Here is a 10775-nt window from a genome sequence, read left to right as displayed (position 1 = left end):
CCCCGCTCGACATCTGCTGCGGCTGCTCGGCTCCGCGCCGTTCCTCACGGGTCAGGTCTTCGCGGCGCTCGGCGGCGAGCCGGCCGCGCTCGTGCGCACGACGGTGGCGCCGACGATGCAGTCGGGCGGAACGGCGGCCAACGTGCTGCCCTCACAGGCGTCGGCGACAGTGAACCTGAGGATCGCCCTGGGCGAGACCGCGCAGCAGGCCGTGCTGCGGGTGCGCCGCCGCATCCGCGATCCGCTCATGACGGTGACCGTCGAGGAGGCGAGCGAGCCGTCTCCCGAGTCCCCGACCGACAACGCCCAGTTCGCTCTGCTCGGGGACGCGCTCGCCGTGTCGCACCCGGGCGTTCCGGCGGTGCCGTACGTGATGATGGCCGCGACGGACTCGCGGCACTTCCATCGCTTCGCACCCGCGGTCTACCGTTTCGCGCCGCTCGACATGTCCAACGCGCAACGGGCGTCGATCCACGGCGTGGATGAGAACGTCGAGATCGAGGCCCTCGAGCGGGGCGAGCGGTTCCATCGCGCTCTCCTCGAGGGGCTAGGGTGATCTCACCTTCTCCCGGACGTCCGAGCGTTCGGTTCTCCCTTCTCATCGAGGAGCCGCGATGACCCGCAGTCGGACTCTGGGCACCCTGGCGACGGTCGTCGGTTTCCTGGCCTTCGTCGAGTTCACGAGCGGTGTCCTGCAGGGCTACTACACGCCCATGCTCACCGACATCGCGCGGCACCTCGGCATCCACGACGCCGACGTCAACTGGCTCGAAGGTACGCAGCTCATGCTCTCGGCTCTCGTCGTGCCGGCGTTCGCGAAGCTCGGCGACATGGTCGGCCACAAGCGGATGCTGCTGATCTCGACCGCGTTGACCGCCGCGGCCGCACTCGTGCTGCCGTTCACGGACTCGTTCCCGGTGTTCCTCATCGGCTGGACCCTGATGGGCTTCTACGTCGTGTGGCTGCCGCTCGAGATCGCCCTGATCTGGTCGCGCTCGCGGCGCATGGAAGGGCGTTCCTCGATCACGGCGAAGGCCGCCGGTCTGCTGGTGGCGGCTCTCGAGGGCGGCGCGATCATCGGCGCTCTCGCCGGTGGTGCGCTCATCGACGTGCTTCCGCTCACGGTCGTGCTCCTCATCCCGGCCGTGCTCATCGTCGTGTGCTTCTTCGTGATCCTGTTCGGGGTCAAGGAGTCGTCGGATCCGACCGGCGGAGTCTTCGACACCGTCGGCGTGGTGCTCATCTCGCTGGCGCTGATCTGCTTCACGGGCGGCCTCAGCCTGCTGCGCCTCGAGGGCGGGCTGGTCAACCCGTGGTCGTGGACCGTGGTCGTCCTCGGGCTCCTTCTCGTCATCCCGTTCGTGCTCTGGGAGCTCCGCTGCGACGATCCGCTGATCGATGTGCGCATGTTCCGCTCGCCCGCTCTCGGCCCGGTGTTCCTCACCGCCGGCCTCTTCGGGGTGAGTGTCCTGGGTGCCCAGGCCCCGCTGTCGACCTTCGCCCGCACCGACCCGGGCGTCTACGGCTACGGACTCGGCACCACGGGGTTCGCGACGTCGTTGATCATCGGGCTGTATCTGATCGCGATGATCGCGGGGGCCCTGCTGTTCCCCGTGATCGCCCGCCTGCTCACCCCGCGGATCACGCTGATGGGCGCATCCCTGCTCGTGGGTCTCGGGTTCCTGCTCTTCCTCCCGTTCCATGACTCGTACCTGCAGGTCGTGACGAACATGGTGATCGTCGGGCTCGGATCGGGGGCTCTCGTGGCGGCGCTTCCGGCCGCGGCGGCCTCGGCGGCTCCGGCCACTCAGACGGGTGTGGCGACCGGGTTGACGAACTCGGTCAAGACTGTCGGTGGCGCGATCGCCTCGTGCGTCTTCGGCATCGCGCTCCTGAACGGCGTGAGCGGCGCGGTCGAGGGCACAGCCGGATCCTTCGCCGGGTACATCACCGTGTGGGTGGTCTGCGGTGTCACCGCACTCGTCGCGGCCGCGATCCTCGTGTTCGTCCCGAAAGAGGCGTTCACCGACCGGTCGGATGCCGAGGCCGTCGCCGCCCCGATCGGCTGAGGTCAGTCGCGGTCGAGCCCGAACGAGCGCTTGACGACGGCCTGCATGTCGCGGTCGAGTCCGTCGATGCGGGTGTTCACGGTGTCGAAGCGAGCGTTCATCTCTCCGCGGAGGCCACCGATCTGGGCGTTCATCTCGGTGCGGAGGCCGCCGATCTCGGTGCGGACGACGCGGATGAACAGGGTCGAGACGACAGTCAGCATGCCGAACATGAGCGCGCTGAAGCACGCGATCATCGTCCAGATCTGAGCGTCGTTCATGAGGTGCACCGTGTCATCCTCGCATCGTTCCACGCCGATGATCGGAATCGAGATCGCTGTATACCGTCATCCCGAGGAGCGGGGGAACTCGAGTCGACGGGCCCGGCTGTGCAGGAGTGGTGGGCGGTGACTCGCGTCATCGCCCACCGTCGAGGGGTGCTGCTCAGTCGCCCTTGACGTTGACGAGCTGACGCAGTGTATGCCGGATGGCGACCAGGCTCGAGGCATCCGCCATCACCTGATCGATGGGCTTGTACGCCTGCGGGATCTCGTCGATGAAGGCGTCCGTGTCGCGGAACTCGATCCCCTCCATCGCTTCGCGCAGCTGCTCGTGCGAGAACGTGCGCCGTGCCGCGGACCGTGAGTACTCGCGCCCGGCGCCGTGCGGCGACGAGTTCAGCGACTGCGGGTCACCGAGCCCTTCGACCACGTACGAGGCGGTCCCCATCGACCCGGGGATGAGCCCCGGACGACCGGCATCCGCCTGGATCGCGCCCTTCCGAGACACCCACACCCGCTTGCCGTAGTGCTTCTCCGACTCGGTGAAGTTGTGGTGGCAGTTGATGCGCTCCTGCTCGTCCACCGGCGTCCCGAGGAACTCCGACACCTGCCGAGCCACGCGGTCCATCATCTCCTCGCGGTTGAGCAGGGCGAAGTGCTGCGCCCACCGCAGCTCGCGGATGTACCGGGTGAACTCCGTCGTGCCCTCGACGAGGTATGCCAGGTCGGGGTCGGGAAGCTCGATCCACCACTGCTTCGCCAGCCTCTGCGCGACCGTGATGTGATGACCGGCGATCCGGTTGCCGATGCCTCGCGACCCGGAATGCAGGAACAGCCAGACCCGGTCGAGCTCGTCGACCGACACCTCGATGAAGTGGTTGCCGGAGCCGAGAGTCCCGAGCTGCAGTCGCCAGTTCTTGGCGTACGACTCGGGGTCGAAGCCGTTCTCCTCTGCGAGCCGCTCGAGCTCGAGGATCCGCGGCTCCGCGGTCGCGACGATCCTGTTGTTGTAGCGCCCGGCCGACAGCGGGATGGCGCGCTCGATCTGCTCCCGCAGCTCGGCGAGATCGCGACCGGCGAGGTCGCTCCTCGTGAACTGCGTGCGCACCGCGATCATGCCGCAGCCGATGTCGACGCCGACGGCGGCGGGGATGATCGCGCCGAGCGTCGGGATCACCGAGCCGACGGTCGCCCCCTTGCCGAGGTGCGCATCGGGCATGAGCGCCAGGTGCGGGTGGATGAACGGCATGCGAGCGGTGGTGTGCGCCTGATCGAGTGTCTTCTCATCGATCATCGACGCCCACGAGAGCAGCCGTGTGGAGAGCCTCTCCATGATTCCTTTCCTTGTGTGATGTTCAGCCACAGGTCGGGATCCTCATGAAACAGAAATGCCCCGGACCTGACGGTGCGGGGCATGAGAACAGCGGATGCTGTCACACGGCGCGCGCCGGAGGGTACGACTCGTAGCGGTCATTGCGCTTCTGCTGAAGCGGCAAGACCGCGGTGAAGGGGAAGTTCCGCAGGGCGGTCATCCGTCGTCTCCTCGGCGTGAATGCGGTGCGCGATCGGCACAGCTTTGCCACACTAGAGCGCGACACGCCCGGGAGTCAAGCTCAGGACCGCGGCGGGTTGTGCATGAACTCGACGCGGATGCCGCTGTCGTCCTCGACGAAGGAGGCGTAGTAGTTCTCGCTGAAACGCGTGAAGATCTTGGGCTCGCGAACGACGCTCCAGCCCGCGGCGACGGCGACGGCATGGAGTCGATCGACCTCGTCACGGGTGTCCAGGGCGAAGGCGAGATGCTGCCAGCCGACTCGGCCGTGGACGTGCGGAGCGCTGCCCTCTTCGTGCGGCGCGAAGATGATGATCTCGGTCTCGTCGCCGTGGTGCCACGAGATCCCGTTCTCGGCCTCGGACCCGAACTCGTAGCCGAGAGCCGTGAGCACGGGATGGAACTGGGCCCGCCCGCGCTCGATGTCGACGACGGTGATGCCCAGATGGTCGAGAAGCGCCATCTGCCCAGTGTCGCAGGCCGATGCCGTCCGTCGTCGGAGGTCAGTGCGGTGCGTGGTACTCGGCTTCGCCGCGCTTCCAGTACCCCTTGACCACAGCGCGGGCCGGGTCGATGCCCCACCGTTCGAGCAGTGCGCGTCCGGGCTTGACGATCGACTGCTCGGCCGCGATGAACACGAACGGATCGTCGCCGTTCGAATCCTCCGCCGTCAGCCCGTCGAGGAACGCGATGAGCGCCGCCCCCGAGGGAGCATCGCCCCGATGCAGCCACTCGATGTCGACCGGCGCTTCGATATCGACCTCACGCCCGGCCGAGACCGTCTCGATCACGATCCGGGCAGAGACATCTGCGGGGATGAGCGCGGCGAAGCGTCGGATCGCGGGGATCGCAGTCTCGTCTCCGACCAGCAGCCACGAGTCGGGTGTGCCGGCGATCACGGCCGACCCTCGCGGTCCACCGACCCCGATCGATGACCCGAGGGCAGCGGTGGCGGCCCAGGGTGCCGCGACGCCGGCGTCTCCGTGCACCGCGAACTCGACGTCGAGCCAGTCCGATCCCCACGCGAGGGGTGTGTACTCGCGACTCGGTGCCGCCCGCATCTCCTCGACCGAGCTCACGGGGCCGGTGGGGAAGAACAGGCGCATGTGGTCATCGGATCCGGGGGACTCGAAGCCCTCCAGATCGCTGCCGGTCAGGCGCACACGGACGAAGTCGGGGGCAAGCCATTCCCTGGCGCTCAGCGTCACCGTGCGAAAGCGCAGATCGAGGCCGCGTCGCTCGATCGTGAAGCCGGATTTCGTATCGCTCATAAAGTAAGGCTAACCTATCTTTCGAGTACGACTTAGGCATACCTAAGTCACTCGTCCTGCGCCAGTCGTGCGCGTTTCCACACAGCAGAACAGGAGTCTCTCCATGTCCGTGCCCAGAATCCTCACCGTTACGAGCGTCGGCGTCGTCGGTCTTCTCGCCCTCGCAGGGTGCTCCACCGCCGCCGAAGCCGAACCGGAAGAGACGGAGGCCGCCGCAGCTTCCGTCACGATCGAGGACAACACGGGCGAACACGAGATCGCGACGCCTCCGGCATCCGTCGTGGCCCTCGACAACCGCACCTTCCAGACGCTGTCCGACTGGGGCGTCGAGCTCTCCGCCGGCGCGGTCGCCCTCATGCCCGACTCCGTCTCATACCTCGACGACGACTCCATCGTTGACATCGGACTCCACAGCGAACCGAACCTCGAGGCGATCGTCGCGGTCGAGCCCGACCTGATCATCAGCGGACAGCGCTTCACGCAGCACAACGAGGCGATCGCCGACCTGGTGCCCGACGCCACGATCATCGATCTCGAGCCGCGCGACGGCGAGCCCTTCGACGCCGAGCTGAAGCGGCAGACCACCGTGCTCGGCGAGATCTTCGGCAAAGAGGATGAGGCGAAGGAACTGGTCGACGCCTTCGACGAGGCAGTCGAGCGTGCCAAGGCCGCGTACGACGATTCGGCCACGGTGATGGCCGTCAACACCTCGGGTGGTGAGATCGGCTACCTCGCTCCGACCGTCGGACGCTCGCTCGGCCCGATCTACGACATCCTCGGCCTCACGCCGGCGCTCGAGGTCGACGACGCCAGCGACGATCACCAGGGTGACGACATCTCGGTCGAGGCGATCGCCGCCTCGAACCCCGACTGGCTGCTCGTGCTCGATCGCGACGCCGTCTTCGCCGCCGAGACACCCGACTACGTGCAGGCGTCAGAGATCCTCGTCAACTCCGAGGCGCTCGCCGGAGTCACCGCGATCGCCGACGAGCAGATCGTCTACATGCCCACCGACACATACCTCAACGAGGGCATCCAGACGTACACGACGTTCCTCAACGACTTCGCCGACGCCCTCGAGGCCGCGCAGAAGTGACCACGGCATGGCGGCATCCGATTTCTCGTCGGATGCCGCCATCCGGCATTCCGTCATGAATCGCCTCGTCCCCGCTGAGTCCGTCCGCGCGCTCGAGCCGCTCCGCTCCGCCGGACGGCTCTTCGACGTGAAGCTGCTGGTCGGCGTCGTCGTCGTCATCGCGCTCCTCGTGCTCTCGCTCTTCACCGGGGTGTACGACATCGCCGGCGCGGCAGACGGCGCGGAGATGTTCCAGATCACGCGCATCCCGCGCACGATCGCCCTCGTGCTCGCCGGCGCGGCCATGGCCATGGCCGGCCTCGTGATGCAGCTGCTCACCCAGAACAGGTTCGTCGAACCGACGACCACAGGAACGACCGAATGGGCGGGTCTCGGCCTGCTGACCGTGATGGTGCTGGTGCCTCAGCCGTCGATCCCGCTGCGCATGGTCGGCGCGATCGTCGCCGCGTTCATCGGCACCATGGTGTTCTTCGCCTTCCTGCGTCGTGTCTCGCTCACGTCGTCGCTCATCGTGCCGATCGTCGGCATCATGCTCGGCGCGGTGGTGGGTGCCGTGTCCACGTACTTCGCGCTGGCCACCGACTCGCTCCAGGCGATCGGGGTCTGGTTCGCCGGCAGTTTCACGTCCGTGCTGCGGGGTCAGTACGAGATGCTGTGGATCGTCGCGGTGGTCGGTGTGATCGTGTTCCTCGTCGCGGATCGCCTGACGATCGCCGGACTCGGCAAAGAGGTGGCGACGAACGTGGGTCTGAACTACGACCGGGTCATCCTGCTCGGCACGGCTCTGATCGCCGTCACCACCGGCGTGGTGACGGTCGTCGTCGGCAACCTGCCGTTCCTGGGGCTGATCGTGCCGAACATCGTCTCGATGGTCCGCGGCGACGATCTGCGCAGCAACCTGCCGTGGGTCTGCCTGCTCGGGATCGCCATCGTCACGGTCTGCGACATCATCGGGCGAACGATCATCATGCCCTTCGAGGTTCCGGTGTCGCTGATCCTGGGCGTCATCGGCGCGGTCGTCTTCATCCTCCTGCTCCTGAGGCAGCGCCGCCGTGGCTAGCGCGGTCGCTGCCGGCGCGCGCACGTCCGGATCCTTCACGACACCGCGAGCACGACGTCGCTACGTCGTCGTGTTCTGCATCCTTCTCGCGCTCTCGGCGGTGTTCGCCTTCGGCCTTCTCGCCTGGGAGAACCCGATGCCGGTCGGGTCCGCGGGGTTCTGGCGCATCGCCCAGCATCGAGCGACGAACGTGACGGTCATGGTGGTGGTGGCGATCGCGCAGGCGATCGCGACCGTGAGCTTCCAGACCGTCACGAACAACCGCATCATCACACCGTCGATCATGGGGTTCGAGTCGCTGTACCGCGTCGTGCAGACGACCACGGTGTATCTCTTCGGAGTCGCGGGCCTCGTCGCCATCCAGGGCGTCTGGCAGTTCGGGCTGCAGGTCGTGATCATGGTGGCGCTCGCGATGGCGCTGTACGGGTGGCTGCTGTCAGGGCGCTACGGCAACCTGCACATCATGCTGCTCGTCGGCATCATCATCGGCGGTGGCCTCGGCGCGATCTCGACGTTCATGCAGCGACTGCTCACTCCCAGCGAGTTCGACGTGCTCGCCGCTCGCCTGTTCGGCAACGTGTCGAACGCCGATGCCTCGTACCTGCCGCTGGCGATCCCGCTCTGCCTCGCCGCATCGGCGCTGCTCGTGATGCGGTCGAGGCGATTGAACGTCATGGCCCTGGGGTCCGATGCGGCGCGCTCGCTCGGGCTCGACCACAGGCGCGAGCTGTACATCGTCCTGTTCCTGGTCGCGGTGCTGATGGCGACCTCGACTGCGCTGGTGGGGCCGATGACCTTCCTCGGATTCCTCGTCGCGACCCTCGCGTATCAGTTCGCCGACACGCACGATCATCGGCTCATCTTCCCCGTAGCCGTGCTCACGGCATTCACGATTCTGGCGGGGGCGTACTTCGTGATGAAGAACGTGTTCTATGCGCAGGGCATGGTGTCGATCCTCATCGAGCTCGTGGGCGGAATCGTGTTCCTCATCGTCATCCTCAGAAAGGGCAGGCTGTGATCGCACTCGACGGCGTCCGCCGTGACTACAGCAGCGAGGTCGCGATCGGCCCCGTCGATCTCGAGATCCCCGCGGGCGGGATCACCGCGCTGATCGGTCCGAACGGAGCGGGGAAGTCGACCCTCCTGACCATGATCGGCCGGCTCGGCGGCATGGATGCCGGCACGATCGAGATCGCGGGGTACGACGTCGCCACGACCCGATCGAAGGACCTGGCGAAGATCGTCTCGGTGCTGCGGCAGGAGAACCACTTCGTCACCCGACTCACCGTGCGCCAGCTCGTCGGCTTCGGGCGTTTCCCGCACTCGAAGGGAAGGCTCACGCGCGCGGACGAGGAGCTTGTGAGCCGCGCCATCGACTTCCTCGATCTCGGGGATCTCGAAGGCCGCTACCTCGACGAGCTGTCAGGAGGTCAGCGCCAACGCGCGTACGTCGCGATGGTGCTGGCGCAGGACACCGAGTTCGTGCTGCTCGACGAGCCGCTCAACAACCTCGATATGAAGCACGCGGTGCAGATGATGCAGCACCTTCGCCGGGCCTCGGATGAACTCGGTCGCACGATCGTCATCGTGCTGCACGACATCAACTTCGCCGGTCACTACGCCGATCACATCTGCGCGATGAAGGACGGCGAGGTGGTGGAGTTCGGTTCACCCCGCGAGATCCTGACCGACGAGGTCCTGACCCGCGTGTTCGACACTCCGGTGCAGGTCATCGACGGACCGTCAGGACCGCTCGCCGTGTACTACTGACTGTGGCTTCGCGGGTCGGGTCGAAGGGGTGCGTCGGTCGGGCCGCATTCGAGCCCGCGTCAGAGCTCGACGCCGTGGTCCTCGTCGTTGACCCCCGCATTGCGCCCGCGGCGGGATTCGTACCCGATGAACCAGCCGAGCCACACGATGGCTGCCAGCAGGATGCCGAGCCAGACGTTCTGGAAGATCAGCCCGATCACGACTCCGAGGATCAGAAGCCCTGCGGTGACGGAGAAACGGAGCAGGTTGCGGGACATGCGTTCAGCCTAGAGCCCCGGGGGCGGCGAAGGGTCAGCGATTCCGGTTGTCCTCGGGGGAGAGGCGTGGCCCTCGCCGTGCCTCGCTGATGCCGCTCGCGAAGATGAGCCGGATCACCCGTTGGCGATGGCCTGCCCAGGGCGCGAGGAGTTCGAGCATCCCGTCGTCGTCGGTGCGATGGCCCGTGAGCACGTGGCCGACCTCGTGCGCGAGGTGGTAATCGCCGACGCTGACCGCATCAGGGTCGCCGAGCGCGCGGATGCGCGTCTCCGCCGAGGTCCAGAGACCTATGCCGGGCAGGCTCGTGAGCACGCGATCCCGGTCTTCGCCGCTCTCGGCCGCGAGGAAGGCGCGTGAGATGCTGTCGCCCCGGGATGCTGTGCGCACGATCGTCCTCGACTGCGGCGGCTGCACTCCGGCGCGATGCCAGTCCCATGAAGGGATGGCGCGCCACTCGGTGTGTGTCGGCGCCGTGTACATCGGGCGCGGTGTCGGGCCGGGGGCGCGCTGACCGTATTTCGTGACGAGCAGACGCCACGCGCGGAACGCCTCGAGACCGGTGACCTTCTGCTCGAGGATCGCGCAGGCGAGGGCATCGAAGACCTCGCCGGTCCGCGCCAGACGGATGCCCGGAGAGCGTCGTGCGACCTCGGCGATGAGCGGGTGGTGCGAGGGGTCGAATCCCCGTGGGTCGTCGTCGGCTCCGCACAGGGCGGGCAGCCGGTCGAGTGCCTCGTCGGCTCCGGGGCCCCACGCGGTCGCGTGGATCTCTCCACCGGTCTGGCGGAGGGCGAGCGTCGCCGGGCCCTCGGGCGTGCGCAGAGCGCGCCAGATCACCGGACCGTCGAACAGCATCGTCGGGTCGCCGGGCCCTCGGCGGAGCATGCCGACCGTGCGACGAAGGTCGAGCGGGTGTGAGGGCCGATAGACGGCGTCGCGCGTGCGGACGGATGCAGGTGCTCCGTCGGCAGCGGCGTCAGCGGTCAGGGGCATGCCCCCACGGTACGCCGGAGGTCTGACACCGACCTCAGAAGCGGTCGGGCGACGGCGTGCCGTGACCGTAGCGGATCACGACGTCGGCGTGACGGTCGAACCGGTAGCCGATGCCGCGCACGGTGCGCACGATGTCCTCGTAGCGGCCGAGCTTGGCGCGCAGGCGACGCACGTGGACGTCGATCGTGCGCTCGCCGGGAGTCTCGTCGTCCTGGGCCTGCCACAGGGCGGACACCAGTTCGCTGCGCTCGATCGTGCGCCCCTCGCGGAGCACGAGGTACTGCAGCAGCTCGAACTCCTTGTAGGTGAAGGCTGCCGACTCGCCGTCGATGAGCACGCGCTTGCGGGAGATGTCGACGACGACGCCGCCTTCTTCGTCGACCGTCTCCTCCTCGGCCGCGGCCTTGGTGCGGGCGATCGCGCCGGGCTCCTGCAGAGCGAGGCGC

13 protein-coding genes are annotated in these 10775 nt (G+C 67.4%); 6 read left to right on the top strand and 7 right to left on the bottom strand.

The window, feature by feature from the left end:
* Window positions 1–556, top strand: a 556-nt coding sequence (locus RTM68_RS14000; RefSeq protein WP_312171952.1) for a M20/M25/M40 family metallo-hydrolase, incomplete at its 5' end; no start/stop codon positions are given.
* Between the two features lie 58 nt (window positions 557–614).
* Complete coding sequence (locus RTM68_RS13995; protein WP_312171950.1) at window positions 615–2069, top strand: MFS transporter; 1455 nt, start codon at window positions 615–617, stop codon at window positions 2067–2069.
* Between the two features lie 2 nt (window positions 2070–2071).
* Here RTM68_RS13995 and RTM68_RS13990 read toward each other — a convergent pair whose 3' ends face one another.
* From RTM68_RS13990 to RTM68_RS13975, 4 genes are all read right to left on the bottom strand, one after another.
* Window positions 2072–2329: a hypothetical protein gene (locus RTM68_RS13990; RefSeq protein WP_312171957.1), complete on the bottom strand. Its 258-nt coding sequence runs from the start codon at window positions 2327–2329 to the stop codon at window positions 2072–2074.
* A gap of 163 nt (window positions 2330–2492) precedes the next feature.
* On the bottom strand, window positions 2493–3662 hold the full coding sequence (locus RTM68_RS13985) for an RtcB family protein (protein ID WP_312171947.1): 1170 nt from the start codon (window positions 3660–3662) through the stop codon (window positions 2493–2495).
* Between the two features lie 280 nt (window positions 3663–3942).
* Window positions 3943–4344, bottom strand: coding sequence for a VOC family protein (locus tag RTM68_RS13980; protein WP_312171944.1), 402 nt, complete (start codon window positions 4342–4344; stop codon window positions 3943–3945).
* Window positions 4345–4384: 40 nt separating this feature from the next.
* A complete protein-coding gene (locus RTM68_RS13975; RefSeq protein ID WP_312171942.1) occupies window positions 4385–5152 on the bottom strand; it encodes a siderophore-interacting protein in 768 nt (255 codons plus the stop codon).
* 103 nt (window positions 5153–5255) lie between these two features.
* On the opposite strand from RTM68_RS13975, the gene RTM68_RS13970 reads away from it, so the two are divergent.
* The 4 genes from RTM68_RS13970 to RTM68_RS13955 are packed head-to-tail and all read left to right on the top strand — an operon-like array spanning window position 5256 to window position 9078.
* The gene (locus RTM68_RS13970) at window positions 5256–6248 is read left to right on the top strand and encodes an ABC transporter substrate-binding protein (protein ID WP_312171941.1); all 993 of its coding nucleotides are present in this window, start codon (window positions 5256–5258) and stop codon (window positions 6246–6248) included.
* A gap of 55 nt (window positions 6249–6303) precedes the next feature.
* Window positions 6304–7308: an iron chelate uptake ABC transporter family permease subunit gene (locus tag RTM68_RS13965; protein WP_312171954.1), complete on the top strand. Its 1005-nt coding sequence runs from the start codon at window positions 6304–6306 to the stop codon at window positions 7306–7308.
* The gene (locus RTM68_RS13960) at window positions 7301–8326 is read left to right on the top strand and encodes an iron chelate uptake ABC transporter family permease subunit (RefSeq protein ID WP_312171939.1); all 1026 of its coding nucleotides are present in this window, start codon (window positions 7301–7303) and stop codon (window positions 8324–8326) included. Before RTM68_RS13965 ends, RTM68_RS13960 begins: the two co-directional genes overlap by 8 nt.
* Complete coding sequence (locus RTM68_RS13955) at window positions 8323–9078, top strand: ABC transporter ATP-binding protein (RefSeq protein ID WP_194762840.1); 756 nt, start codon at window positions 8323–8325, stop codon at window positions 9076–9078. The genes RTM68_RS13960 and RTM68_RS13955 overlap by 4 nt, the downstream gene beginning before the upstream one ends.
* A gap of 59 nt (window positions 9079–9137) precedes the next feature.
* Here the strand turns inward: RTM68_RS13955 and RTM68_RS13950 are convergent, their stop codons facing one another.
* The 3 genes from RTM68_RS13950 to RTM68_RS13940 form a co-directional block, all read right to left on the bottom strand.
* Complete coding sequence (locus RTM68_RS13950; protein ID WP_312171936.1) at window positions 9138–9335, bottom strand: hypothetical protein; 198 nt, start codon at window positions 9333–9335, stop codon at window positions 9138–9140.
* A 34-nt stretch (window positions 9336–9369) separates the two neighbouring features.
* A complete protein-coding gene (locus RTM68_RS13945) occupies window positions 9370–10329 on the bottom strand; it encodes a DNA-3-methyladenine glycosylase 2 family protein (protein WP_312171933.1) in 960 nt (319 codons plus the stop codon).
* Window positions 10330–10363: 34 nt separating this feature from the next.
* Window positions 10364–10775 (bottom strand): winged helix-turn-helix domain-containing protein (locus tag RTM68_RS13940; RefSeq protein WP_312171931.1); only part of this gene is annotated, 412 nt, incomplete at its 5' end.

It is taken from the genome of Microbacterium sp., from assembly GCF_031988965.1.
GTDB lineage: Bacteria > Actinomycetota > Actinomycetes > Actinomycetales > Microbacteriaceae > Microbacterium.
Note: the sequence above shows the minus strand (reverse complement) of the source record. Positions and strands in the feature narration are given on the sequence as shown.

Excerpts from the sequence above, each read along its gene's own strand:
- RTM68_RS13970 (WP_312171941.1), top strand. The coding sequence starts at position 5,256 with ATGTCCGTGCCCAGAATCCTCACCGTTACGAGCGTCGGCGTCGTCGGT.
- RTM68_RS13980 (WP_312171944.1), bottom strand. The coding sequence starts at position 4,344 with ATGGCGCTTCTCGACCATCTGGGCATCACCGTCGTCGACATCGAGCGC.
- RTM68_RS13975 (WP_312171942.1), bottom strand. The coding sequence starts at position 5,152 with ATGAGCGATACGAAATCCGGCTTCACGATCGAGCGACGCGGCCTCGAT.
- RTM68_RS13965 (WP_312171954.1), top strand. The coding sequence starts at position 6,304 with ATGAATCGCCTCGTCCCCGCTGAGTCCGTCCGCGCGCTCGAGCCGCTC.
- RTM68_RS13990 (WP_312171957.1), bottom strand. The coding sequence starts at position 2,329 with ATGAACGACGCTCAGATCTGGACGATGATCGCGTGCTTCAGCGCGCTC.
- RTM68_RS13985 (WP_312171947.1), bottom strand. The coding sequence starts at position 3,662 with ATGGAGAGGCTCTCCACACGGCTGCTCTCGTGGGCGTCGATGATCGAT.
- RTM68_RS13945 (WP_312171933.1), bottom strand. The coding sequence starts at position 10,329 with ATGCCCCTGACCGCTGACGCCGCTGCCGACGGAGCACCTGCATCCGTC.
- RTM68_RS13950 (WP_312171936.1), bottom strand. The coding sequence starts at position 9,335 with ATGTCCCGCAACCTGCTCCGTTTCTCCGTCACCGCAGGGCTTCTGATC.
- RTM68_RS13995 (WP_312171950.1), top strand. The coding sequence starts at position 615 with ATGACCCGCAGTCGGACTCTGGGCACCCTGGCGACGGTCGTCGGTTTC.